A 25,053-nucleotide genomic window follows, 5' to 3' on the forward strand; every position below is an offset into this window, starting at 1 on the left:
TCATGACAACAATCGGTGTATTGGGACTTCAAGGAGCCTTCCGTGAGCATGTTCGTTCAGTAGAAGCGGCAGGTGCCACAGGCATCGTCGTCAAACGGAAAGAACAGCTTGGAGAAATTGATGGTCTGATTATCCCTGGAGGCGAGAGCACAACCATGCGTCGTCTCATTGACAAATATGATTTCCTGGAGCCGATTCGTCAGTTCGGTAAACAAGGAAAGCCGATATTTGGCACTTGTGCAGGACTTATTTTACTTGCTTCTGAGATTGATGGATCCTATGATGTACACCTCGGTGTCATGGATATCATTGTCCGTCGCAATGCCTTCGGTCGTCAGCGTGAAAGCTTTGAGGCTGAACTGAACATTGAGGGTGTAGCAGAAGATTTTAATGCAGTATTTATTCGTGCTCCTTATATTGAAGGTGTCGGTGAAAATACCCAAGTCTTAGCTAGATATGATGGTCATATTGTTGCCGCACAGCAAGATCAGTATTTAGCTTGTTCTTTCCATCCAGAATTGACGGATGACCATCGAATTACGGCTCATTTTGTCAAAATGGTGGAGAACTCTCTAAAAACACTTGCATTATAATTTTAAATCCGCTAATCTTATGTAACATAACAAGAATATTTAACGCGATGATAGGAATTAGTAGCATGTCCCTTTTTCTTAAGAGAGTCAGTGGTTGGTGGAAACTGATGAAAAAGCCGTGTGAATCCATCCTTGAGTGTCCAGCTGAAACACAGTAAGTTGGATCGGTGCTCACCGTTAGGAGTTAAGCCGGAAGGTCATCTGTACCTTCAACTTGGGTGGTATCGCGGGAAGTATAAAAAAACTCTCGTCCCTTTTCATAAGGGGCGGGAGTTTTTTCTATTCAATTTTAGGAGGGAAAGTCCATGTTAGACATGAAGTACTTACGTCAGAATTTTGATGAAGTAAAAGGTAAATTGAAAAATCGTGGTGAAGATCTTTCTGATCTGGATGCATTTGGAGATCTTGACAGTAAACGCCGCGAATTGATTCAGGAATCAGAAGAGTTAAAAGCTCGCCGTAATGAAGTTTCTAAAGAAATCTCCCAGTTGAAAAAAGCGAAAGAAGATGCGGACGAAAAAATAAAAGAAATGAGAGAAGTCGGTGATCGAGTCAAAACACTTGATACCGAACTGAAAGAGGTGGAAGGAAAATTAGAAACCTTGCTGCTATCAATTCCGAATATCCCTCATGAGAGTGTACCTGTCGGTGGTGATGAAGAAGATAACGTTGAAGCAAGAAAAGTCGGAAATACCCCTTCCTTTGATTTTGAGACGAAACCTCATTGGGATTTAGCGACAAACTTAGGGATTTTAGACTTTGAAAGAGCGGCAAAAGTGACAGGAAGCCGTTTCGTTTTCTATAAAGGTTTGGGTGCCCGTTTGGAGCGTGCATTGTTGAACTTCATGATGGATCTTCATGCAGATGAGCATGGCTATCAGGAAATGCTGCCTCCTCAGTTGGTCAATCGTGCAGCAATGACTGGTACGGGGCAGCTTCCGAAATTTGAGGAAGATGCCTTCAAAATTGAGGACTGGGAATACTTCCTCGTCCCGACGGCAGAAGTTCCTGTGACAAACTTTTACCGCGAAGAAATTTTGGCTGTCGAAGATCTTCCGCAAAAGTTTGTTGCCTTCAGTACAAACTTCCGGTCTGAGGCAGGTTCTGCCGGTCGTGATACAAGAGGTTTGATCAGACAACACCAATTCAATAAAGTAGAGCTCGTCCAATTTGCTAAGCCTGAGGATTCCTATGATGTTTTAGAAGAATTGACGGGGCATGCTGAAAAAGTTCTGCAACAGTTAGAACTTCCATACCGTGTCATGAGTATGTGTACAGGGGATTTAGGTTTTACAGCAGCAAAGAAATACGATATTGAAGTATGGATCCCGAGCCAGGAGACTTACAGGGAAATCAGTTCTTGTTCAAACTTCGAAGATTTTCAAGCACGTCGTGCAGGTGTCCGATTCCGTCGTGAAGATAAAGGAAAGCCGGAATTTGTACACACATTGAATGGCTCCGGTTTAGCGATTGGACGTACAGTAGCTGCAATTCTCGAAAATTATCAGCAATCAGATGGATCTGTAGCCGTTCCGAAAGCGTTACAGCCTTATATGGGCGGGAAAGAAATAATCAAATAATATAAAGCAAAGCCGTGTTTGATTTCCAAACACGGCTTTGCTTTCGCTTTTATACCTAGCCTCTCAAGGTCTTAAGCACATCCTTAATGTTATTCACGTTAAGGATGGACTTAAGTTTGGCTGCTTCCCTGGGATCCTGTTTTGTCCTGAGTCGTAGTATTGACTTCGGATTAGAGCCTTTGTATAATAACGGAGGGAACCAGAATCTATCGCATAATCCGACAGTTTTTTAGAAAAAATCATTGAATTTTATTGACGGTAGAAGATGGCCATGATATTATATTTATTGTCGGTCACACGGAGGAGTACCCAAGTTTGGCTGAAGGGAGCGGTCTTGAAAACCGCCAGGGGGTTTACGCCCCGCGGGGGTTCGAATCCCTCCTCCTCCGCCATTTTATTATCAACAATAGCGCATAATATTGGAGATTTATAGAACAAAAATCGTTACTTTGTGTAACGATTTTTTTTATTGTCTTCTATACCACAAACGCCCCCTTTTCCATAACACTCTGTTTCGAGATGTTTGTGTGGATAAAGGGTCGTTTGGGAAGGATTCCTCCAGTTACATTGCCCAGACACTAGCGACATAAGCAGAACATCAAAGGAATGAAAAAGCACATTCCGTTAATGTTCTGCTTATGCTAGTCGTGTCTCCCAGGGCAATTCCACCTTTGAACACTTTCCTGTGGGGGAACTGGCGAGCTTCCTCGGGCTTAAAAACCCTACGGGATCTCGCCTACCCCCTGCTCCCACGGGAGTCTCACTCTTCCCAAGCGACCCTTGCCATAAGAAATTCTCGAAACCGCCATATTGTAGAAGGGGGGTTCTTATTTGAAAAAGACTATGAAAATAGTATCCGCATAGCTTTCTCCACACTTAGAAAAATGATAAATGCGATACGATTTCGAGAAAATTTCACGGTAAGGGCGGAGGGGAACAAGGAGACTCATCGCGCTCCCGCGGAAAGCGAGTTGTTCCCCGTAGCCCAATAATCTCAATAAAAGTCTCGAAATCAAGTCTTCCAGTATCCTGCACGTTTGTTGAATAATTTTATTATTTAATATTAATATAAAATACCTTTTTTCGAATGGGAGACACTGGATCGGAATTGCCGTTATAATAGAGGAGATTGATGACATAAGAAGGGAAGGGATTTGTGTGAATATCATTGTATTCGGAGCAACGGGAGGAACAGGAATTGAATTTGTAACACAAGCTTTACAATCAGGGCATTCTGTTACCGCTTTTGCACGAACACCCGAGAAGCTCGGGAGGATCTTACATAATAATCTGACCGTCATTCAGGGAGATGCTCTTCATGAAGATGAAGTAGTGGCAGCCATTCAAGGTCATGATGTCGTCGTATCCTGCTTAGGAACTGAAGGTTTGAAACCATCTACAGTGTTGGAAGAAATGACAGATCATATCTTAAGCGGAATGCAAAAACACGGACTGAAACGTATTTTATATGTGGCTTCTGCTGGAATTTATAATGAGATCCCTGGTGTCTTGGGATGGATGTCCCAGCGTATTTTGAAAAATGTGCTAGCAGACCATAGAAAAGCTGTGAATCTGATTTTGGCTGCAAATATGGAATACACGATTGCACGACCTATGCGCTTGAATGATGGGCATCTTAAGGGACAATACTGTATGTCAGAGGGATTGCCCAATGGTGGAAAAGAGATCAACAGGAAAGATGTCGCACACTTTCTCCTCGCATCATTGCAAAATGAGACTAGGATCAAGAAAACAGTGGGCTTAGCCTATTAACAGGAGGTACCTATGGGGTATGTGGAGGATTTACGGGCAATTGTAGGCCATAGACCGCTCATATTTGTAGGAGCTGTGGTGATTATCAGCGATGAAGAGGGAAAGGTTCTGCTTCAACAACGAACTTCCCCTTATGGAGCATGGGGACTCCCAGGGGGCTTGATGGAACTAGGGGAAAGTACGGAAGAGGTAGCTGAGCGTGAGGTTTATGAAGAAACAGGGCTGAAAGTAGAAAATCTTCAATTGATGAATGTGTACTCAGGGGAAAATCAGTTTATAAAGGCAGCTAACGGTGATGAGTTTTATGTAGTCACTACTGTCTACTATACGAAAGAGTTCCATGGTGATTACCAAATGGACCCTGATGAATCTTTACAATTTCAGTTTATCCACCCTGACCATTTCCCGGAACAGATGATAAGGAGCCACCGGGATATGCTGAAAGAGTTTCAACAGAAACATTCATAATAAAAGGCTGCAGCAGATGCTGCAGCCTTTACAATTAAGTCAGCAAATGACTAGAACGCCATTTGCGCGATTGTTGGATGAAATGTCCGACTTTTTCCAAAACCGGCTCAATACTGGATTTGTCATTTAAAACGTCATAATCAGCGATATTCAGGCGAAGCACAGGGCAGGAATTGAAATTATCAATCCAATTTTCGTAACGCTTGAACATTTCCTCCCAATATTCGACAGGGGTTTCTTGTTCCATCGGACGGCCTCGTTCCTGAATACGTGTTAGGATATCATCGAACGATCCTTCCAGATAAATCAATAGATCTGGATGGGGGAAATAAGGGGTCATCACCATAGCGTCGAAAAGGTTGCGGTAAGTCACATAATCCGTTTCCGACATTGTCCCTTTCTCATAATGCATACGAGCAAAGATCCCTGTATCTTCATAGATCGATCGGTCCTGGATGAAGCCGCCACCATATTCAAAGATTTTCTTTTGTTCCTTGAAACGTTCAGCTAAGAAATAAATTTGCAGGTGAAAACTCCAACGTTCAAAATCTTGATAAAATTTATCGAGGTAAGGGTTGGTCTCCACTTTTTCGAAGGACGTCCGGAAGTTCAGTGCATCTGCGAGAGCGTTCGTCATCGTCGATTTACCGACTCCGACAGTCCCTGCAATCGTTATGACACTGTCATGTGGTATACCATAGCGTTCACGTGCGTTCATTTGATAACTTCTCCTTTATTTAAATGCTGCGCCACTTGCTCAACAATATAATTAAGATCGTCTTGATGCTTTACAAAATCAATATGATCTCCATTCAACCGGATGACTGGAATATCAGGATGAGTCGCTTCGAAATGACTCATGAAAGCTTCGTAGTCTCTGGAAAGCTGTTCCAGATAAGAAGGCTGAATATTAGCTTCTACATCACGGTTGCGCATACGAATACGTTCAAGCAGGGTATCTAAACTTGCATGAAGATAGACGACCATATTCGGTTTAGGCATATCATGTGTTAATATATCAAAAATTTGCGAGTACTTATCAAATTGATCCTCCCTCAAAGTACGGCGGGCAAAGATCATGTTTTTCGAAATATGATAGTCAGCGACAACAGGTTTCCCAAACTGTAAATATTTACGGTCAATGTCTTCTAATTGTTTCACACGGTTACATAAGAAGAACATTTCTGTCTGGAAGCTCCATTCCCCGATATTATCGTAAAATTTGCCTAAAAACGGATTCTCCTCAACGATTTCCTTTAGTAAATGAAAACCAAACTGGGAGGCGAGCTTTTTAGACAGAGACGTTTTCCCAACCCCAATGGGCCCTTCAACGGATATGAAAGGTAGATCTCCCATCTCTTTTCCTCCTTCAAACTCAAATCAGAAAGCATCAGTGACGTTATCTTTGGTCACTGCGGATACAACAAAATACGATTCATTTTGACAGACAAATAACATTTTACCATATAGATTCCTCGGAAGTAACAGGAGAGGAAGATTTTTAAGTAGCATTTCCTTTTCAATCCTTGGTTTGTTTTGTATAATATTATACGTAAGTTTCTTGCCCCCGTAGCTCAGGGGATAGAGCATCGGTTTCCTAAACCGTGTGTCGCAGGTTCGAATCCTGCCGGGGGCGCTGGCTGGAACTCATATGAGTTCCAGCTTTTTTATTGACCAGGAAATAATATTCTAAAACCTTATTGATAGGGCTTTCGTATTTTTCGCCTACTCCACATGTTCAACCATAAAACCGCGCTGAAGCCAAGGGCGATAATGATGATGACCCACATGATAGCCTGCTCCATACGACCGGCTTCTACAGCAAAATAAATAGCAAGCGGAATGGTGTCTGTTTTTCCCGGAATATAGCCCGCTATCATGAGAGTAGCTCCAAACTCTCCTAACGAACGAGCGAATACCATGACGAGCCCAGCTAAAAGACCCGGCCAGGCTAGCGGGAAAGAAATACTGAAAAATATTTTCAGCTTGGATGCTCCTAAGGTGAGGGCAGTGTTTTCAAGGTCATGGTCGTAATTCAAGAAAGCTGCGGCAGCACTTTGGTACATCAATGGAAAGGACACGACAGCAGAAGCAATCACAGCGCCTGTCCAGGAGAAGACGACTTGCCATCCGAACCAATCCATCAATAACTTTCCGATAATTCCATTGTTCCCGAATAAATAAAGTAATCCAAACCCTATGACTGTGGGCGGGAGGACAAGAGGAAGTAAGATCAAGGATTCCACTAGACTTTTCCCGGGAAATAATCGCCGGGTAATGAGTCTGGCTGATAGGGTGCCAATCACAAAAACAATGATTGTCGCAGTAGCGGCAACTTTTAGTGAGAGAAAAAGAGGGCTGTAACTCATTCGACCATGCTCCTGTTAGCGACACTCATAAACCCATAACTGTTAAAGATTCCTTGTATCTGTTTTTCATTTAAAAAAGATAAAAAAGCTTTGGATTTTTCCTTAGACCGGCTTTTTGAAGTGATAATCCCTGGATAAATAATAGAATCGTGTAGTTGATTGTCGACTTCATCCAAAATCTTCACATTATCGGAGATTTCTGCATCGCTTGCATATATGATTCCATAATCAACTTCGTCAGTTTCTACATATGTAAGGACCTGGCGAACATTGCTCGCAAAAATCACCTGTTTTTTTAATTGCTCCCACACTTGAATCTTTTCCAGCGCTTGTTTCGTATATGTACCTGCAGGGACGCTTTTTGGATTGCCGATCGCGACTTGCTTATCACTGGAGAGGGAATTCAATTTTCTGAATGCAAGAGATTCTTTCTGTGTATTGGATCCGACCAGTACTAAGCGGTTAGTTGCGTATTCCACGTAAGAATCATTCTCGACCATTCCTGCTTCCTGAAGGTCTTCGATCCATCTCCGGTCTGCAGAAAGGTACACATCCACAGGAGCTCCTTGCTCAATTTGTCTGGCTAGCTTTCCGGAACCACCCAAAAGAAGATTCACTTCTATGTCATACTCCTTCTCATAGAGAGGGATGGCTTGCTCGAGGACATCTGTAAGACTGGAAGCAGCTGCTATTGTGATTTCATTCTCCTCCGTGTTGCTCATGCAGCCGGCAAGCGATAAGGTTATGGTACAAAAATATAGCATGAGAAAATTTTTCTTCATTTATGATTCTCCTTAGAATGTTACATTTTAACTATGATGGTACAACCACTTTGAATAATGAACAAATCGAAATAATTTCAGAAAGGAAGTGAAAATATGAAACTGCAAATCATCATTGCGATTGTACTTGCCCTTATCCTTACACAACTCCCGGTCGTAGGGAAGTATTTTGCTATATTGAACACAATGATTCATGAGAGTGGGCATTCGCTGATGGCTTTAGTAACAGGGGGAGAGGTTAGGCGTATATCACTATTCCCTAATACTTCAGGAACGGCTATGACCGGTCATACATCGTGGCTCAGTCAAGTGTTGACGAGTATGGCCGGTTATATTTTTGCTTCTTTCTTTGCTTTTGTCTTCTTTTTCTTAATTTGGAGAGGCCAATATAAATGGATGGTGTATATCCTATTAGCTTTTTTGGCTGTCAATTTGTTTTTTTGGGTTCGGAATGTTTACGGATTGTTTTGGATTGTTACGTTTGGGGCGGGTTTCATTTGGCTGCTTAGGAGTGGTCATGAGACGGTGGTCCAGTATGTTCTTCTTTTCTTAGCATCTCTCGTGCTTGTTGAATCGGTTACAAGTGCTTTTGAAATCATGTGGATCAGCTTTATTTCACCAGGGCAGGCGGGAGATGCAGCCAATTTAGCCCGGGCTACAAAATTTTTACCTGCACCTTTATGGGGACTATTATTTTTTGCTCAAGCTTTGTACTTCGCTTGGTTAGCAGTAAGGCGTGTCTTTCATTATTAAATGTGTGCATAAGTAGAAGAAAAAAATCAAAAATCCGCATTTGCCCTTCCCTCCCTGTTCCAGCTGAATATGGTAGTAAAGTAAGTTAGAGAGGAGGGAATTAAATGAGCGGAGGATACGGTGGCGGTTTCGCACTGTTGGTTGTATTGTTCATCCTTTTGATCATCATTGGTGCATCTTATGTAGGTGGCCGTGGTTACGGGTATTAATAAGTACGAGCGGGAATCTGTTCCCGCTTTTTACATAAGCTGCTGTTCCCGTCGTATGCATATTATTTATTAAGCTAAATCATTCCATTAAATGGCAGGATTGCGTAAGACTCGATTCCGAGGTGTTATGCTCTTGGAAGCTACTCGTCTTCCATCCCCCATTACATCAATGAGTATGTCGAAACTTCCGGACGAACAGCACAGGGATCTATAATGAAAAGGCTCTACAGAAAGTTTTCTTACCTTTTTTTTCATTAAACAGTCGGATAGCGTACAATTCGATTTCGAGATGCTTAATATGGCTAAGGGGCGGAGGGAAACGGTGAGACTCCTAACTTGAAAGCGGAAGTACCTTGATCAGCGGCGTATGGACTGGACTGAGCTGGAGGAGATAAAGGAAACACGAAGAGCATAGCGATTCGATGTTGACTTATCGTACAGAAGCGAGGGAAGTCTCACTAGCCGCTAGGTACTGGAGCTGGATAGCACTTGTGTGGTTTAAGATCTCCAACCGAAATTCAGCCTCCAATGGTTTAAGAACTGGGATTAGCGAGACAGGTGAGACCCCGCAAGGCGAAGCCTGAGGAGGCTCAGCGCGCGCCCCACGGAAAGCGATCCGTTTCCTGCAGCCCCTAAAAGCTCACCCCATTCGCACTCCCAGATATCTCGGAACGGAGTCTTCCAGATAAGGGAGCTTATGTGGGAGGAGGTTAATATTGAAAATTCATAAAAATTTAACATAAAATCCAACGTTTTTACCAGAGTGATCCAGGGTATGGATATATAGAATAATTGGACGGGGGAGAGGTACACATGGATTTAAATGAACGACTAATCACACAAGGTTATGATCACATTGATATTTTACTTATTGATGAAGAGGCGAATCAGACGACAGTAGCTGACATTACCTTACATAAGGTCACAGATTTGGAATACAAGCTTTATCTTGATCCTGAAACAATCACCTATCATTTCGATGTAGACGACCCCTATTTTGAAGCGAACCAAAAGGATGATCTAGGCAATGATAAGAAAGTGAAAGGATTTATATTGGAATGGTGAGGAAAGTCCTGATATATCAGGGCTTTTTTTTATGTTTTTTCCTATGGTTACGGTCTGCATAACCACCAATCACCAACAGGATGCCTGAAGCAATCAGCATGACTGAGATCATGGGATCCTGGATAGAAAAAAATAATGCAAGGGCAGCAATAATGTTCGCTGTGCCGATGAAGTTTAATATCCAAAACATTTGATTCTCTTTTTTCATAATAAAATCATCCTTTTCTTTATTGTTCTCATCTATTCTAACGCAGTCATTTGTTTAATTTCACTAATCAGGTGGAAAGGAATTGGTAAACAGTTACAGGAGGTCATGATTTTGCAAAAACATCAACTATATATTAACGGTGAATATACAAATTCGACAGGTACTGACTGGATTGACATCCTCAACCCAGCGACAGAAGAAGTCATTTCTAAAACTCCAAAAGGGACGACGGAGGATGTAGAACGTGCTGTCCAGGCAGCAGCGGAAGCCCAAAAAGGATGGGAACTGACTCCGAATATTGAACGTGGGAAAATCGTCAGGAAGCTCGGAGATGAAATCGAAGCAAACCGTGCTACATTTATTGATTTACTGCAGGAAGAGCAAGGAAAAGACTATGAACTGGCGAGCGGTGAAGTGGATTTAGCAATCGATTACTTCCGTTACATGTCCGAATGGGCGCGAAGGATTGAAGGTGAAGTTCTCCCCAGTGATCGTCCAAATGAAAATATTTTTATTTATAAAAAACCAATCGGGGTCGTTGCGGGTATTGTACCATGGAATTTCCCGGTCTTCATTTTAGCAAGGAAAGTTGCAACAGCTTTGGTTACAGGGTGCACATTAGTATTAAAACCAAGCCAACAGACCCCGAATACAGCAATGGAGTTCACCAAAATCATTCATAAAATGGATGATATCCCCAAGGGGGTTTACAATCTCGTAACCGGTACTGGGTCAGAGATCGGCAATGCTCTTGCCTCTCACACTGATGTACACATGGTTTCCATGACAGGAAGTGTCCCTGCGGGTACAAAAGTAATGGAAGCGGCGGCACAGAATATTACTAAGGTTAACCTTGAACTTGGAGGGAAAGCCCCTGCAATCGTTACAGCAAATGCTGATTTGGATGTGGCTGTCGATAGTATTACGACGTCACGGCTCGCCAACAATGGACAGGCATGTACAAATGCAGAACGGGTGTATGTCCATGAAAGTGTGGCCGAAGAGCTCATATCCAAGCTTCGTCACCAGTTTGAATCTTTGACTCTTGGTAATCCACTTAAAAATAAAGAAGCAGATGTAGGACCACTTGTCAGTCAAGAGCGTCTGGAAGTAGTAGAAGGAATGGTAAAAGAGGCTGTAGAAAATGGGGCGTCTGTAGAAATAGGCGGTGAGCGGGGAGATCTTGAAAAAGGTTATTTCTATAAACCTACGATTTTGACGAATGTCGAACATGACATGAAAATCATGCAGGAAGAGATTTTTGGTCCTGTTATTCCCATTACGACCTTCAAAACCCTTGATGAAGCCATTGAAAAGGGAAATGATACAGACTTTGGTCTCTCCTCTTCCGCTTATACAGAAGATATGAATGAAGCAATGAGGATCGTAAATGAATTGAAGTTCGGGGAAACATTCATCAATCGTGAGAATTTTGAAGCGGTGCAAGGCTACCATGCTGGTATGAGGAAATCAGGTCTTGGCGGAGCAGACGGCAGGCACGGTATGGAAGACTTCCTTGTGACCCAAGCGGTTTACATGCAATATAAAAATGATAAAAAATAATGATCTGTTAGTTAGACGGCATTCATTTTGCTCACCCTATAGAGTTTCATAAGATGAAAACAAGCCACGATCTCCTTGAGACCGTGGCTTGTTTCTGTTATTCCAAGCTGCTTGCGGGTAGGTTATCTGTTATCGATTGTTTCTGGGTACAAATCGTGGTTCATCATTCTATGATCGGCCATTTGTTCAAATTTCGTCCCCGGCTTTCCATAATTACAATAAGGATCGATAGAAATACCACCACGTGGTGTGAATTTCCCCCATACTTCAATGTAACGGGGGTCCATCAAGTCAATTAAGTCATTCATGATCGTGTTTACACTGTCTTCATGAAAGTCCCCATGATTACGGAAGCTGAACAGGTAAAGCTTCAACGATTTACTTTCGACCATCTTCACATCCGGAATATAACTGATGTAGATGGTTGCGAAATCCGGCTGGTTGGTCTTAGGACACAGGGTCGTGAATTCTGGGCAGTTGAATTTAACAAAATAATCACGGTTCGGGTGCTGATTATCAAAAGTTTCCAGTACCTCAGGATCGTACTCGAAAGAATAACCGGTCCCCTGATTTCCGAGAAGCGACAAATCCAATTCATTATCATTTCGTCCTGGCATGATGTATGCTCCTTTTAAATAATATCGTGTACATAAAAAAGCCGCAGCGGCTAAGGGCTGCGGCTTTTGAAAAACGGCATCCTTAGTTTTTTATAGAGGGATGGGCTAAGCAACCTCTGTTACGCTCCATTCATTATATAAACGGGGCATAAGTGTGTCAATTTTTCTCATCCCCATGGCCTAATTCTGTAAATGTTAGGCCATATCTCTTTAAAAATAAACAAAATTCCCCTACAATAGAGTTAATTCATAAAATATTCAAAAAAATCGTTTCGATGGCTCTGAAAGTATCAGAGCTTTCTTATGCCACAATCAGAAAACGTTTACAAAAAACATTCTTATGAGGTGATTTAATGGACATGCAACCAATTCCAGCTCGATCAGGCAATCACAACATGGAAAACTACAAAGAAACATATGAAAATTTTAAATGGGATGATGTAAAGGGTAATTTCACATGGAATCAGACAGGAAAAGTGAATATTGCTTATGAGGCTGTCGACCGCCATGCCGAAAACCCTGATAAAAAGAATCAGCCCGCTCTGATTTACTCCGCACCTGATAGGGAAGAAACGTTAACATTTGAAGACTTGAAATTAAAAAGTAACCAATTCGCAAATGTCTTGAAAAAACACCATATAGAAAAAGGCGATCGTGTCTTCCTTTTCATGCCGAGAAGTCCTGAGTTTTATGCGGCTTTCCTTGGAATCTTGAAAGTGGGAGCTATTGCAGGTCCTTTATTTGAGGCTTTCATGGAACAGGCGGTAAGAGACCGTCTTGAAGATAGTGAAGCGACGATGTTGATTACGACACCGGATCTCTTAGACCGGGTCCCAACAGATGAATTGCCTGATTTGAAACAGATTGTGCTTGTTGGCGGAGACGCCCCGGGTAATTATATTTCGTATGATGAGGAAATGGAGCAGGCTTCCGATGAATTTAATATCGAGTGGGTAGATTTAGAAGATGGTATGCTCCTTCACTATACTTCAGGTTCTACCGGTAAACCGAAAGGCGTATATCATGTTCATAATGCAATGATTCAACATTATCAGACAGGAAAATGGGTTCTTGATTTGAAAGAAGATGATGTTTATTGGTGCACTGCTGATCCAGGTTGGGTGACAGGAACCAGCTACGGAATTTTCGCTCCGTGGTTGAACGGTGTTACGAACGTTGTGCGAGGCGGCCGCTTCAGCCCGGATGATTGGTATGGAACCATTGCAGAGAAGAACATATCTGTATGGTATTCCGCGCCGACAGCTTTCAGAAAACTGTTAAGTGCCGGTGAAGAAGAAGCGAAGAAACACGACCTTTCTTCATTGCGGCATATTCTGAGTGTCGGGGAACCATTGAACCCTGAAGTTGTTACATGGGGGCTTTCTGCTTTCGATTTACGTATTCATGATACATGGTGGATGACAGAAACGGGTGGTATGCTGATCTGTAATTATCCGTCAATGGATATGCGCCCAGGCTCTATGGGTAAACCATTCCCGGGAATTGAGGCAGCGATTGTCGATAATGAAGGAAATGAACTTCCACCGAACCAAATGGGGAATCTCGCCATAAAAGAAGGCTGGCCATCGATGATGCGTGCGGTTTGGCAGAACCCCGGGAAGTATGAAAGTTATTTCTTGAACGGATGGTATGTATCTGGTGACAGTGCATATAAAGACGAGGATGGGTACTTCTGGTTCCAGGGTCGCCTTGATGATGTCATTAATACATCAGGAGAACGAGTCGGCCCGTTCGAGGTAGAAAGTAAATTGATTGAACACGAAGCGGTGGCAGAGGCTGGTGTCATCGGTAAACCAGATCCTGAACGCGGTGAAATAATTAAAGCTTTCGTTACCTTGAGAGATGGTTATGAACAATCGGATGAACTTTTAGAAGACATCCGCCAGTTTGTGAAGAAGGGATTAAGTGCTCATGCAGCACCTAGAGAAATCGAAATCAAAGATACTATTCCTAAGACGAGGAGCGGTAAGATCATGCGCCGTTTATTGAAATCTTGGGAGCTTGGTTTACCGACAGGCGATACGTCAACTCTAGAAGAATAATCGATCAGAGCACAGCCCATAGGGCTGTGCTTTTTTCTACATTTACCTTCATGTTTCACGTGAAACTTACAAGGAACACTTATACAGACACCTCTTCGATCTGTGTGGTAAGCTATGGATGGAATAAAGTATGAGTATGGATTCAGGTGGGAGATTATCATGAAAATTAAAGATGTTCGTTTGTTCGACCGATCACTCGAAACGATCCAATGGTTTGTATTTTTATTAGCCAGTGCGGTTGCACTCCCCATTGTCATTGGTTCAATTTTTGAACTTGATTTCAATGAAGTCGCCGGGTTGATGCAGCGCACCTTCTTTGTGGTAGGAGCAGCCTCATTTCTACAAGGGATGTTCGGACACCGTCTTCCGATTATGGAAGGTCCGGCAGGTTTGTGGATCAGTATTTTTGCTGTCATGGCTTATACGGGTGCTCAATCGGGTGATAGTTACATAGAGACATTACAAGTTTTAGAAGCTACTATGATTTGGACAGGTATTTTTTTATTGATGTTTGGAGTTTTCCGTTTATCTCATCGAGTTTTGTACGTTTTCACCCCTCTTGTAACGGGAGCTTTTTTATTTTTGCTGACCATTCAGTTGAGTGGGACTTTTTTGGAAGGCATGATAGGGATTCAACAATCCAGTGATGTGATCGACCCTATGGAAGCTTCTGTTGCTTTTTTGACCCTCTTGCTAGTAATTGGCTTGTCGATCATCGGGAAAGGTTGGTTGAAGAGTTTCGCTGTGTTGATTGGTATCGTTGTGGGATGGGTATTGTATGTCCTCCTGCTCGATAAAGGAAAAACAACCTCTCCACAAATCGATGCGTTTGCAATGCCTGAACTTTTTGCTTGGGGGACGCCTGATTTTACATGGGGAGCACTTCCCTTAGGCTTTATCACAGCTGTTATTCTATTATCGAATCTTGTTGCTTCCGTCATTGCCGTCAGCCATACGATCTCTGGGAAACCCGATTTTACATATGACCAAATCAACCGGGGGAGTGGATTTTTAGGATTGAACCATGGCATCTCAGCATTGTTCTCTTCTATAGCCAATGTCTCACTAGCCTCTTCGTCAGGTTTCATGCAGTTGACGGGTCAAAAGGGAAAATCCCCTTTTTTATTTGCTTCGTTGTTGCTGGTGGTTTTCTCGTTCTTCCCACCTTTGGTCGGTTTTATTTCAGGAATCCCCGCTCCAGTGGCCAATGCGGCGTTGTTAGCAACTTTTGTGCAATTGATGGGGCTCGGTTTATCGAATATTGCAAGTGAGACATTAGATGAAAGGCGTTTGACGATATTAGGAATCTCCTTCCTGTTAGGCATCGGATTAATGTTCCTACCACCTGAAGTTTTCCAAGGTGTTCCAGGTCTTCTTCAGAATTTATTGAGCAACGGATTATTAGTAGGAACCGTATTGGTAATCGTCTTAGAGCAGGTTTGGCAGGAATCAAACAAGTCATCATAGGGAAAAGTGATGTTGTAGAGGAAGTGATTTAATGGAAAAGAATATATATGATGTGATCGGGATCGGCATCGGTCCATTTAACTTAGGCTTAGCTGCGTTGATTGATCAAACAGATGAAATCGATGCCGTTTTTTTTGAAAAAACACCGGAATTCATCTGGCATCCAGGTATGCTGATTGAAAAGATGGACTTACAGGTTCCTTTTTTGGCTGATCTGGTAACGTTCGGTGACCCGAAAAGCCCCTATACGTTCATGAATTATTTACACGAGCATGACCGGATGTTCCCGTTCTTTTTTCATCGCCATTTTGAAGTCCCGAGAGAAGAATACAATCATTACATGCAATGGGTGGCCAAGCAGTTGAGCGGATTGCATTTCGGTCATACGGTGGTTGATGTGCTGGATAAAAAAGAGGCAGAGGTGCCGCATTATGAGGTAGTCGTTGAGGAGAAAGCGACAGGACAACAAAAATATTTCCAAGCGAAGCATGTGGTGATGGGTACAGGAAATGATCCTTTGATGTTGGATGGTATGGAAAGCCTGCCTAATGAAGATGTGTTGCACACGAGCCGGTATCTTTTTGAAAAGGACCATTTGTTGAAGGCGAAGCATGTTACGATTGTGGGCTCAGGGCAGAGTGCATTGGAAGTATTCTTAGATTTGTTGGAAGAGCAGGAACGTCACGATATGAAATTGAGCTTATTGACGCGGTCCGGAGGTCTGTTCCAGTTAGATACAGCCAAATTCGCACAAGAGATGTTCACCCCTGATTTTGTCGATTATTTTCATCAATTGAATTTCATGCAAAGGAACGAAGCCCTGGATACGCTTGGCCCCCTCCGCAAAGGAATTGACCCCGATACCTTGACGCGGCTGTATACGAAGCTCTATCACCGGACCGCAGGGATGAAGGATAGCCAGGTGCTTATTCAACCAATGACGGAAATCAAAGGGATTGAAGCTTGCGAAGATGGTTATCACCTTCAATGCAGGCAATGGCAGGAAGAAATCGAGTATACGTATCCTACCGATAAAGTTGTACTGGCGACAGGCTATAAACCTCACATTCCATCATGGTTCATGGATCGCTTTGGAGATGAGATTGAGTGGGAAGATGATTTGATGTATAAAGTCTCCCGTGATTATCAATTAGTATTCAACGACAAACGGGATCATCACTTTTTCACATTGACGAATCTTGTCCATTCCCATGGAGCTGGAGCCACCAACTTAGGGTTATCAGTCCATAGAAATGTGCATATCATCAATACGATTGCAGGAAAGGAAGTCTATCGAAATCAAAAGGAATCGACCTTCCAGCAATTTTCCATGAAAGATTATCAATAACCATTTTTTTGAAATGGACAGGTTTAAAATCATTACTCCGGGGAAGACATCCTATGTGTTCCGATAGAATAACAAACATTTCAAGGAGATGATTTAGATATGAGTAAGATTGCTTGTGTCATGACGTCGATGTTTGAAGATGTGGAATATACCCAGCCTGCAGAAGCTTTCAAAAATGAAGGACATGAAGTAACGAATATTGAATGGGAAGCGGGAAAAGAAGTCACAGGTAAACAGGGCGATGCGACTGTCAAAATCGATACGTCCATTGAAGATGTTAAACCAGATGATTTTGATGCACTGTTAATACCAGGGGGCTTTTCTCCAGATATTTTACGTGGTGATGAAAAATTCGTTTCATTCGTTAAACACTTCATGGATGAAAAGAAGCCGGTTTTCGCAATCTGTCACGGACCTCAACTATTGATTACTGCTAAAACTCTTGAAGGTCGTAAAGCTACAGGGTTCAAATCCATTGCTGTAGATATGGAATATGCGGGTGTCGATTATCAGGACAAAGAAGTCGTTGTTTGCCAGGACCAATTGGTGACCAGCCGTCAACCTGATGACATTCCTGCATTTAACCGCGAAGCTTTAAAGCTATTGAAATAAAAATGAAAGACGGTGGAGTCACGGGGAATTCTCCTCGTGGCTCCTTTTCTATTCTTTTAGCCTTACCGGGGCCTTTTTCAGTTAACTTTTCGCTGTCCTGTGGAGTAGATGGATCATTTGATTTATAATTGGAAGGAAGTCATTTCTCGGTGAACATTCATGTAATATAAGCTTCAGAGATAGATGGAGGAGGAAAGAGCTATGATCGTCAATGAAAAAGAAGACCATTTCATAATGATTCCACAGCACGAACATGCTTACATATCAGGGTTGCTTGTTTTCAATTGGAAGAAAAATTTTTTGCTTCGATCCAAATTAAGAGAAGAAGCTGACTGGGCGATTCGCCAGCATGATCGGGCCTGGATACCTTTAGATGATCACCCTCTGTGGAATGAAGAAAAGCAGCGCCCCTATTCTTTTACTGATTATCCAGTGAAAGAAAAACTGGAAGCGTACCAACGGGGCATCAGTGAAGTGGCGAGTCAATCGTTATATGCTGGAATCCTTTGCAGCAAGCATTATGTATCTTTCTTTTCTGAAGACAGTGAGGATCCACTCGTCATTGATTTCTTATCAGAGGAGAAAGACCGCCAGCGGGAATTGTTCGAATTGATGGAAATGGATGTCCCTTACGATATCTTCGACCTTCATTTTCGCAGGCTGCAGTTTTGTGATGACTTGTCTCTATACGTGTGTATGCAAGATGCTGGCATTCCTAAAGATGAAGAGGTTGCATGGTTCAAAAACGGGTTCAGACAGTTCTTTGATTTTGCTCCGGCAGGGATGATTGCCCATTGGGAAGATGAAACACATGTCTCTGTCCATCCTTTTCCTTTTGAACAACCCTTTGAAGTGAGAATTCCTTATCGGATCGTCTCTAAAAAAGAAATTTCAGAGAAAGGTCTGGAAGAAGCTTATCAAGAAGCAGAATGGCATTCGAAACACATCGGGTTCATACGACAACAATGAACAAGCCGCTTACAGGGTTTTCCTGGAGCGGCCTTTCACTGTCAAAGAAGGTAGCGCCAAAGCGCTTGAACATTTGCACCTCTCATCAGCTCTTCTCGATACTGAACTGACTACTTAGTAAGAGCCAATTTTGAGGAAAAGATAAACCGAGTTTCCAGTAACTGATCCCAAGGAGTCCCCGGTTCTTGATAAGGTTGAACTTTTGTTGAATTGATCGTGCATCTTCAAACCAGACTTCATGTTCATTCCCTGATCCGTCTGTGTAGGTGAAATAAGGGGCCTGTTCTTCTTCATCGTAAGAAATAGGGACATTGTTCTCGCGTGCAATTTGAATAGCTCTTTGCGGGCTGACGGCTTTAGCGAATTCTCCTCCAGGCTCATAGGGAAGCGTCCAGTCATAACCATACAAATTCTGTCCCAAAAGGATTTTTTCAGCAGGCATTTCGGTTAAAGCATAATCGACAACTTCCGTAACAGGTCCAATCGGAGAAACGGCTCGAGGCGGCCCGCCACTGTATCCCCATTCATAGGTCATCAACACGACAAAGTCCGCAATCTCCCCGTGAGCTTTATAATCATGAGCTTCATACCAGGCTCCTTGTTGATCGGCACTTGTTTTAGGTGCAAGCGCAGTGGACATAAGCAAACCTTCTGCTGATAAACGCTGTTTGGCTTTACGGAGAAATTGATTATAATTCTCCTTCATTTCCGGTGGTAAGAACTCGATGTCAAAGTGCACATCTTTAAATCCCACTTGCTTAGTCGTCTGAATGATATTGTCCAGCAGTGTATTTTGCAAGGTATCATTAGTCAGGATTTTTTTGCCCAACTCAGCATTGAAGCCATCTTCTGCTAAATTCGTAACAACCATCATAAGGGAAGCGTCGTTTTGCTGAGCGATTTCTTTGAAATTATTTAACGGTGGTGCCTTCAAAGAGGCGTCTTCTTGGATTTCATAGCTGAACGGTGCCAAGTAGCTGAGTTTTGGAGCCCGAGTTTCAGCGGAAGCTTCCAATATATCTGAGACTTCTCCTCCGAAAGGTTCAATGTAGGCGTTTGTAGAGATTGGTGTCGGAGGCTGTTCCGGAATGTACAAACGATATCCTACAGGTAATACTCCACCAGGCTGTATTCCATTCACTTGAGCGAGCTGGTCTGCGGTTGTATTGAATTGTTGAGCAATCGTATATAAACTGTCACCTGGTTGAACAAAATAAAATTGACCCACGATCGGGATGACGATCGCCTGCCCGACGACAAGGTCTCCGGGTGTCTCCAGTTCATTTGCTTCTATGATCGCATTTGGGGTACTCTCATAAAGACTAGCGATAGAGTAGACTGAATCACCTTGTTGAACGACATGGATTTGCATGGGCCTCACTCCTTTCTCATCTTTATCAATGTATGAAACAGGAAAACATAATTATTCTTAAAATCATCCTATGTTAAATTTTGTTGTTATTTTTCATAAGATAATGCTTCAATCATATGGCAGATTTGTAGAAGACTCAGTTTTGATCCACTTATCCAACATCTCGAAACTAAGTGTTCTAGATAAGGAAGTTTATGTGAAAAACTCCAGACTGATATTGTAAAGGATTTAAATATAAAGGGGATCTTATATGAAAAACGATGATTTCTATATGAAGATTGCTATAGAGGAAGCTGGAAAAGCGCAAGCAGAAGGGGAAGTTCCTATTGGAGCTGTTATCGTATTGGAAGATGAAGTGATCGCTTCAGGATATAATCAAAGAGAAACATCCCAACTGGCTTCCTCTCATGCTGAATTCATAGCAATTGAACGTGCAAATCAGCGAATTGGTAGTTGGAGACTTGAAGATTGCACGTTGTACGTGACCTTAGAACCTTGTCCAATGTGCGCGGGGGCGATTTTGCAATCCAGGATTCCTCGCGTCGTTTATGGAGCTAAGGATCCGAAAGCAGGTTGTGCGGGGACACTGATGAACTTATTGGAGGACGACCGCTTTAATCATAAATCAACAGTGGTTCCTGGAGTAATGGAAGAAACGTGTGGGGAAATGCTTTCTGATTTTTTCCGCCAACTGCGCCTTCGTAAGAAAAACAAGCCTTCAAGTAATAATTAACAGCTTGAAACCATTGCATTTTTCTAAAAAAGTCGCTATACTTGTTAATGCCGTGCTAAGCGGGGAGGTAGCGGTGCCCTGCACTCGCAATCCGCTATAGCGAGGCCGAATTCCCACCCAAGGTGGTGCGGCCTCAAGGTCTGCCTTATGTGAGTGGTGTTGACACCCAGGTCCTGCGCAACGGGAACCAGCGAACCCTGTCAGGTCCGGAAGGAAGCAGCAGTAAGCTGTCTCTCTCGTGTGCCGCGGGAGTGCCTGGGTCGAGCCATAACCATAAGTAACGCTTGGGGCCACGCCATCGACGGTGGGTGCACGGCATTACATAAGAAGTGAATGTTTGGCACATAGATTGATGAGGGAGCCGTTATGATTACGTCATAACGGCTCTTTTCTATTATTCGTGAAGGTTCACATCACAACCTCTTATCAGGTATAATGGAATGGAGACTAAAAAGGGAGAACGGTTTTATGAGCTATCAAGCTTTATATCGTGTTTGGCGCCCGCGGAACTTTGAGGGTGTCGTCGGACAAACGCATATTACACGTACACTGCAAAATGCGATTGAACAGGATAAATTTTCCCATGCTTACTTATTCTCAGGACCACGAGGGACTGGGAAAACGAGTGCAGCGAAGATTTTTGCTAAAACCGTAAACTGCGAACGTTCCCCTGCGAAGGAACCGTGTAATGAGTGTGATGCTTGTATCGGAATCCAAGATGGTTCGATTTCAGATGTCATTGAAATTGATGCGGCTTCTAACAATGGTGTTGAGCAAATTCGTGAGATACGAGATAAAGTGAAATATGCACCAAGCGCGGTACCTTATAAAGTATATATCATTGATGAAGTTCACATGCTTTCAATGGGAGCTTTCAATGCCTTACTTAAAACACTGGAAGAACCACCTAAACATGTCATTTTCATCTTAGCTACCACAGAACCTCATAAGATACCGCTTACGATTATTTCAAGGTGCCAACGCTTTGATTTCAAAAGAATCTCTCAAAAATCCATGATTGAACGGATGGAGAAAATAACCTCCGTGGAAGGGATTGCGATTTCAAGAGAGGCGCTGGAAATTGTTGCGCTGACAGCTGAAGGCGGAATGCGTGATGCACTGAGTTTGTTGGATCAAGCTATTTCTTATAGTGAAGAAGAAGTGACCATTGACGATGTCCTGGCTGTAACCGGCTCTGTATCACAAGCAAAGTTGACCAGCGTCGTACAAGCTCTGTTTCAACAAGAGGCAAAGGCCGCTTTAGAAGCGGTGGATGTGTTGATCCAACAGGGGAAAGATCCAGGGCGGTTCGTGTTTGATATGATTTATTACCTAAGAGATTTGCTGCTGTTTCAAAGTGCGCCGGATCTGGAGCATAATTTGGAACGGGCACTCCCGGACGAAGCATTCCGGTCCCTTGCTGCCGAATTGTCGCCAGGATGGATTCAACAGGCCATTCGGGAGTTGAACCGGTGTCAGCAGGAAATGAAATGGACGACCAGCCCGAAAGTCTTCATAGAAATTGCTATGCTTAACATGGTAGAGGTTCAGGGTCTTCCGGCTAAAGGCCAGCCTGTGGAATCGGAAGCTGTTGAACAATTATCCAGAAAAATCGATGAACTGGAGAAGGAGTTGACGGCCCTGAAGGAAAGAGGTCAGGAAACTCAAACTTCTCCTCAACCGAAACAAAAACGCGCCCCTGCAAAATCCGGAAGAAAAGGGTATAATGTTCCGTATGAACGAATCAGGCAAGTATTGAATGAAGCTTCCAAAGAAGAAATTAAAAATGTACAAAATCGTTGGGCTGATTATATGGAGGCATTAAAGCAAAGCAATGCGCCTGCTCATGCTACCCTGTTGAACAGTAAGCCAAGAGCTGCTTCTCCTAAAGCGCTTGTTTTGGCTTTCCGTTATGATATCCACTGCTCTTTAGCATTGGAACATCAAAAGACGATCGAACCCTTGCTCACCGAATTCATAGGGAAACCGTTGACGATCATTCCGATTCCGGAACCTAATTGGCAGGAAATCAGAGAAGCATATGTGCGCAAACAAAAGACTTCCCCGGATGAGGAAACTCAAGAGGATGGGGAAGAGGTTTCCTCATCTCAACAGTCCAATGAAGAAGATCCGGTGATTTCAGAAGCGCGTAAACTCGTCGGAGATGATTTGATAGAAGTGCAAGAATAATTCACTTATTTTAAAGGAGGAATGCTCCATGAAAGGTGGAGGAAACATGAACAATATGATGAAACAAATGCAAAAAATGCAAAAGAAAATGATGAAGGCTCAAGAAGAGCTTTATGAAATGAGCTTCGAATCTTCCGCTGGTGGCGGAATGGTGAAAGTGACAGCCAATGGTAAAAAGGAAATTACAGACGTTGCTATCTCTGAAGAGGTTGTAGATCCAGACGACGTGGAAATGCTGCAGGATCTAATCATTACAGCAACCAATGATGTATTGAAACAAGTAGACGACAAAACGAATGATACTATGGGACAATTCACGAAAGGTATGCCTGGAGGAATGTTCTAGGAGGAATTTTCATGTATTACCCGGAACCAATATCAAAACTGATTGACAGTTTTACGAAACTGCCAGGAATCGGTCCAAAGACGGCTGTGCGCCTGGCTTTTTTCGTGTTAGAAATGGAAGAAGATGACGTACTCGATTTTGCTAAATCGTTAGTGAGTGCAAAAAGAGAGCTGACACACTGCTCGACATGTGGGCATATCACTGATCAGGACCCATGTTCTATTTGCCAGGATGAATCTAGAGATCAAACCCTGATTTGTGTAGTCCAAGATCCAAAAGACGTCATTGCAATGGAAAAGATGAAAGAGTTCAGCGGGAAGTATCATGTTCTTCATGGAGCGATCTCCCCTATGGATGGCATCGGTCCTGAGGACATCAATGTTTCCAGCCTGATCAACCGCTTGAAAGATGAAGGGGTGGAAGAATTGATTCTTGCAACTAACCCTAATATTGAAGGGGAAGCGACTGCAATGTACATTTCACGCCTTGTTAAACCTTCAGGCATTCGTATGACAAGGATCGCCCATGGTTTGCCGGTGGGTGGAGACTTAGAATACGCAGATGAAGTGACCTTATCCAAAGCTTTGGAAGGCCGCCGAGAACTTTAAAGAGGGTGGTTGGATTGCTCGGTAGAAAAAAAGGGATCAAGAAAGAGATGGATAAAGAACTTCTTATGAATATAAAGAAGATGAAGTACGAATGGGAAACCTTGAACGCGATTATTGAACAAAGCATCGAGCCGAGTGAAGAAGGTTTGAAAGATTTAGCCCTCGTGAAAGCGAAATACTTCTATCTATTAAGAGAAGCAAGATTCAGAGAAATTAATGCACTATCCTAACTCTTGTGTTAAACCCTTGTCCATGGACATATACTGTTTTTAGAAACAGTTTTCATGGACAGGGGGTTTTTTATGGATCCGGTTCTTGTCATACTTTTACTGGGTTTAGCGATACCATTTTTATTAATCATCGGTTTGCCATCCAAACCACTCAAGTTTGTAGGACAAGTGATGACACGGGTGATTGTTGCTGTCATTCTATTGTTTTTCGTTAATCTGTTTGGAGCACAATTCGGTCTTCATGTTCCAATTAACGGATTCACTGCAGCTGTCTCAGCTGTTCTAGGAGTACCGGGTGTTTTGTCACTAACAGCGATTCACTTATGGATCATCTAAAAGACGGGGCTGAGCCTCGTCTTTTTAGTTTTTCAGGAAATAATAAAATACAAACCTTTGCATCGTTTGTTTTCAACCCTATTGTTATAATAGGGATTCTGCGACAAGTGGATGAAAGAATACAATCTCTCATTCTATTTAGTAATACATTTTTTTATAAAAAAGTATTGCAACGTATGAATAGCCATGGTATATTATTACTTGTCGCATTAAGAGAGGCGGCAAGCCGCAAACGGCTGACAAAATAATTCATGAAAAAGTTGTTGACGATAACGACTAGCCATGGTATATTGATTAAGTCGCTGTTTTGAAGCGGCAAACAACATTTTGATCTTTGAAAACTGAACGAACCAACCAGTACGTCAAGATATTTCTTCTTATAAAGAAGAGATTTGAAACAAGCACATTCGGTGTGCAAATGAGCAAGTCAAACTAACTTTTATGGAGAGTTTGATCCTGGCTCAGGACGAACGCTGGCGGCGTGCCTAATACATGCAAGTCGAGCGCGGGAAGCGAGCGGATCCCCTTCGGGGGTGAAGCTCGTGGAACGAGCGGCGGACGGGTGAGTAACACGTGGGCAACCTACCTGTAAGATCGGAATAACCCCGGGAAACCGGGGCTAATGCCGGGTAATACTTTTCTTCGCATGAAGGGAAGTTGAAAGATGGCCTCTGGCTATCACTTACAGATGGGCCCGCGGCGCATTAGCTAGTTGGTGAGGTAACGGCTCACCAAGGCAACGATGCGTAGCCGACCTGAGAGGGTGATCGGCCACACTGGGACTGAGACACGGCCCAGA

The 25,053-nt window shown here is 42.9% G+C and carries 26 protein-coding genes, 2 tRNA genes, 1 rRNA gene, 1 other RNA gene and 1 other annotated feature; of the genes, 23 read left to right on the top strand and 7 right to left on the bottom strand.

All coding sequences use genetic code 11. The annotated features are described in order from the left end of the window. Nucleotides 1-2: 2 nt before the first annotated feature. The 5 genes from pdxT (at nucleotide 3) to ACTWPX_RS03090 (ending at nucleotide 4,414) form a co-directional block, all read left to right on the top strand. Nucleotides 3-593, top strand: coding sequence for a pyridoxal 5'-phosphate synthase glutaminase subunit PdxT (pdxT, locus tag ACTWPX_RS03070; protein WP_443118462.1), 591 nt, complete (start codon nucleotides 3-5; stop codon nucleotides 591-593). Nucleotides 594-631: 38 nt separating this feature from the next. Continuing rightward, nucleotides 632-851, top strand: a binding site (T-box leader). A gap of 47 nt (nucleotides 852-898) precedes the next feature. Further along, nucleotides 899-2,173: a serine--tRNA ligase gene (gene serS, locus ACTWPX_RS03075; protein WP_443118463.1), complete on the top strand. Its 1,275-nt coding sequence runs from the start codon at nucleotides 899-901 to the stop codon at nucleotides 2,171-2,173. A 299-nt stretch (nucleotides 2,174-2,472) separates the two neighbouring features. Further along, nucleotides 2,473-2,565: transfer RNA gene (locus ACTWPX_RS03080), tRNA-Ser, on the top strand. Between the two features lie 766 nt (nucleotides 2,566-3,331). Beyond that, nucleotides 3,332-3,946 (top strand): NAD(P)-dependent oxidoreductase, encoded by a 615-nt coding sequence (locus tag ACTWPX_RS03085; protein ID WP_443118464.1) that lies wholly within the window; start codon nucleotides 3,332-3,334, stop codon nucleotides 3,944-3,946. Nucleotides 3,947-3,958: 12 nt separating this feature from the next. Further along, complete coding sequence (locus ACTWPX_RS03090) at nucleotides 3,959-4,414, top strand: NUDIX hydrolase (protein WP_443118465.1); 456 nt, start codon at nucleotides 3,959-3,961, stop codon at nucleotides 4,412-4,414. Between the two features lie 34 nt (nucleotides 4,415-4,448). Here the strand turns inward: ACTWPX_RS03090 and ACTWPX_RS03095 are convergent, their stop codons facing one another. Together ACTWPX_RS03095 and ACTWPX_RS03100 are read right to left on the bottom strand one after the other, a co-directional pair. After that, complete coding sequence (locus tag ACTWPX_RS03095) at nucleotides 4,449-5,132, bottom strand: deoxynucleoside kinase (RefSeq protein ID WP_128525122.1); 684 nt, start codon at nucleotides 5,130-5,132, stop codon at nucleotides 4,449-4,451. Then, on the bottom strand, nucleotides 5,129-5,770 hold the full coding sequence (locus ACTWPX_RS03100; protein ID WP_128525121.1) for a deoxynucleoside kinase: 642 nt from the start codon (nucleotides 5,768-5,770) through the stop codon (nucleotides 5,129-5,131). The genes ACTWPX_RS03095 and ACTWPX_RS03100 overlap by 4 nt, the downstream gene beginning before the upstream one ends. A gap of 207 nt (nucleotides 5,771-5,977) precedes the next feature. On the opposite strand from ACTWPX_RS03100, the gene ACTWPX_RS03105 reads away from it, so the two are divergent. After that, a tRNA-Arg gene (locus ACTWPX_RS03105) sits at nucleotides 5,978-6,050 on the top strand. A 61-nt stretch (nucleotides 6,051-6,111) separates the two neighbouring features. Here the strand turns inward: ACTWPX_RS03105 and modB are convergent. Together modB and modA are read right to left on the bottom strand one after the other, a co-directional pair. Beyond that, on the bottom strand, nucleotides 6,112-6,783 hold the full coding sequence (modB, locus tag ACTWPX_RS03110) for a molybdate ABC transporter permease subunit (protein WP_443118466.1): 672 nt from the start codon (nucleotides 6,781-6,783) through the stop codon (nucleotides 6,112-6,114). Continuing rightward, nucleotides 6,780-7,565, bottom strand: coding sequence for a molybdate ABC transporter substrate-binding protein (gene modA / locus ACTWPX_RS03115; protein WP_443118467.1), 786 nt, complete (start codon nucleotides 7,563-7,565; stop codon nucleotides 6,780-6,782). The genes modB and modA overlap by 4 nt, the downstream gene beginning before the upstream one ends. Nucleotides 7,566-7,661: 96 nt before the next feature. Between modA and ACTWPX_RS03120 the strand changes: the two genes are divergently transcribed. From ACTWPX_RS03120 to ACTWPX_RS03130, 3 genes are all read left to right on the top strand, one after another. Then, nucleotides 7,662-8,318, top strand: a complete 657-nt coding sequence (locus tag ACTWPX_RS03120) for a M50 family metallopeptidase (protein ID WP_128525056.1) — start codon at nucleotides 7,662-7,664, stop codon at nucleotides 8,316-8,318. Between the two features lie 104 nt (nucleotides 8,319-8,422). After that, nucleotides 8,423-8,527 (top strand): YjcZ family sporulation protein, encoded by a 105-nt coding sequence (locus ACTWPX_RS03125; RefSeq protein ID WP_089754201.1) that lies wholly within the window; start codon nucleotides 8,423-8,425, stop codon nucleotides 8,525-8,527. 813 nt (nucleotides 8,528-9,340) lie between these two features. After that, nucleotides 9,341-9,592: a hypothetical protein gene (locus ACTWPX_RS03130; protein WP_128525055.1), complete on the top strand. Its 252-nt coding sequence runs from the start codon at nucleotides 9,341-9,343 to the stop codon at nucleotides 9,590-9,592. A 16-nt stretch (nucleotides 9,593-9,608) separates the two neighbouring features. Here ACTWPX_RS03130 and ACTWPX_RS03135 read toward each other — a convergent pair whose 3' ends face one another. Then, entirely contained in the window at nucleotides 9,609-9,800 is a 192-nt protein-coding gene (locus tag ACTWPX_RS03135; protein WP_443118468.1) for a hypothetical protein, read from the bottom strand. Nucleotides 9,801-9,911: 111 nt separating this feature from the next. Between ACTWPX_RS03135 and aldA the strand changes: the two genes are divergently transcribed. Then, nucleotides 9,912-11,363: an aldehyde dehydrogenase gene (gene aldA, locus ACTWPX_RS03140; RefSeq protein WP_443118469.1), complete on the top strand. Its 1,452-nt coding sequence runs from the start codon at nucleotides 9,912-9,914 to the stop codon at nucleotides 11,361-11,363. A gap of 122 nt (nucleotides 11,364-11,485) precedes the next feature. Here aldA and queF read toward each other — a convergent pair whose 3' ends face one another. Then, a complete protein-coding gene (queF, locus tag ACTWPX_RS03145) occupies nucleotides 11,486-11,980 on the bottom strand; it encodes a preQ(1) synthase (protein ID WP_443118470.1) in 495 nt (164 codons plus the stop codon). Nucleotides 11,981-12,333: 353 nt separating this feature from the next. Here queF and acsA point away from each other — a divergent pair, with 353 nt between their 5' ends. The 5 genes from acsA (at nucleotide 12,334) to ACTWPX_RS03170 (ending at nucleotide 18,439) form a co-directional block, all read left to right on the top strand. Next, the gene (acsA, locus tag ACTWPX_RS03150; protein WP_443118471.1) at nucleotides 12,334-14,043 is read left to right on the top strand and encodes an acetate--CoA ligase; all 1,710 of its coding nucleotides are present in this window, start codon (nucleotides 12,334-12,336) and stop codon (nucleotides 14,041-14,043) included. A 159-nt stretch (nucleotides 14,044-14,202) separates the two neighbouring features. Next, a complete protein-coding gene (locus tag ACTWPX_RS03155; RefSeq protein ID WP_443118472.1) occupies nucleotides 14,203-15,510 on the top strand; it encodes a purine/pyrimidine permease in 1,308 nt (435 codons plus the stop codon). Between the two features lie 31 nt (nucleotides 15,511-15,541). After that, nucleotides 15,542-16,858, top strand: coding sequence for a lysine N(6)-hydroxylase/L-ornithine N(5)-oxygenase family protein (locus ACTWPX_RS03160; RefSeq protein ID WP_443118473.1), 1,317 nt, complete (start codon nucleotides 15,542-15,544; stop codon nucleotides 16,856-16,858). A 99-nt stretch (nucleotides 16,859-16,957) separates the two neighbouring features. Continuing rightward, on the top strand, nucleotides 16,958-17,470 hold the full coding sequence (locus tag ACTWPX_RS03165; protein ID WP_128525048.1) for a type 1 glutamine amidotransferase domain-containing protein: 513 nt from the start codon (nucleotides 16,958-16,960) through the stop codon (nucleotides 17,468-17,470). A gap of 201 nt (nucleotides 17,471-17,671) precedes the next feature. After that, nucleotides 17,672-18,439: a DUF3891 family protein gene (locus tag ACTWPX_RS03170; protein ID WP_443118474.1), complete on the top strand. Its 768-nt coding sequence runs from the start codon at nucleotides 17,672-17,674 to the stop codon at nucleotides 18,437-18,439. An 85-nt stretch (nucleotides 18,440-18,524) separates the two neighbouring features. On the opposite strand, the gene ACTWPX_RS03175 is transcribed toward ACTWPX_RS03170, so the two are convergent. After that, nucleotides 18,525-19,811 carry a glycosyl hydrolase family 18 protein gene (locus ACTWPX_RS03175; protein ID WP_128525046.1) on the bottom strand — a complete coding sequence of 429 codons (1,287 nt, stop codon included), beginning with the start codon at nucleotides 19,809-19,811 and terminating at the stop codon, nucleotides 18,525-18,527. Nucleotides 19,812-20,061: 250 nt separating this feature from the next. Between ACTWPX_RS03175 and tadA the strand changes: the two genes are divergently transcribed. The 8 genes from tadA to ACTWPX_RS03215 all read left to right on the top strand — a co-directional run. Continuing rightward, complete coding sequence (gene tadA, locus ACTWPX_RS03180) at nucleotides 20,062-20,544, top strand: tRNA adenosine(34) deaminase TadA (protein WP_128525045.1); 483 nt, start codon at nucleotides 20,062-20,064, stop codon at nucleotides 20,542-20,544. Between the two features lie 50 nt (nucleotides 20,545-20,594). Beyond that, an RNA gene (ffs, locus tag ACTWPX_RS03185) (signal recognition particle sRNA large type) lies at nucleotides 20,595-20,860 on the top strand. Between the two features lie 152 nt (nucleotides 20,861-21,012). Further along, on the top strand, nucleotides 21,013-22,734 hold the full coding sequence (dnaX, locus tag ACTWPX_RS03190) for a DNA polymerase III subunit gamma/tau (RefSeq protein ID WP_443118475.1): 1,722 nt from the start codon (nucleotides 21,013-21,015) through the stop codon (nucleotides 22,732-22,734). A 28-nt stretch (nucleotides 22,735-22,762) separates the two neighbouring features. Next, nucleotides 22,763-23,080 carry a YbaB/EbfC family nucleoid-associated protein gene (locus ACTWPX_RS03195; RefSeq protein WP_128525043.1) on the top strand — a complete coding sequence of 106 codons (318 nt, stop codon included), beginning with the start codon at nucleotides 22,763-22,765 and terminating at the stop codon, nucleotides 23,078-23,080. 11 nt (nucleotides 23,081-23,091) lie between these two features. Continuing rightward, nucleotides 23,092-23,688, top strand: a complete 597-nt coding sequence (gene recR / locus ACTWPX_RS03200; RefSeq protein WP_128525042.1) for a recombination mediator RecR — start codon at nucleotides 23,092-23,094, stop codon at nucleotides 23,686-23,688. A 5-nt stretch (nucleotides 23,689-23,693) separates the two neighbouring features. Further along, entirely contained in the window at nucleotides 23,694-23,918 is a 225-nt protein-coding gene (locus tag ACTWPX_RS03205) for a YaaL family protein (RefSeq protein WP_443118476.1), read from the top strand. A gap of 72 nt (nucleotides 23,919-23,990) precedes the next feature. After that, the gene (locus ACTWPX_RS03210) at nucleotides 23,991-24,254 is read left to right on the top strand and encodes a pro-sigmaK processing inhibitor BofA family protein (RefSeq protein ID WP_128525040.1); all 264 of its coding nucleotides are present in this window, start codon (nucleotides 23,991-23,993) and stop codon (nucleotides 24,252-24,254) included. Between the two features lie 438 nt (nucleotides 24,255-24,692). Continuing rightward, nucleotides 24,693-25,053: ribosomal RNA gene (locus ACTWPX_RS03215) — 16S ribosomal RNA — on the top strand; the annotation flags it as partial.

This window comes from Halobacillus sp. H74 (genome assembly GCF_052246715.1).
GTDB lineage: Bacteria > Bacillota > Bacilli > Bacillales > Halobacillaceae > Halobacillus > Halobacillus litoralis_A.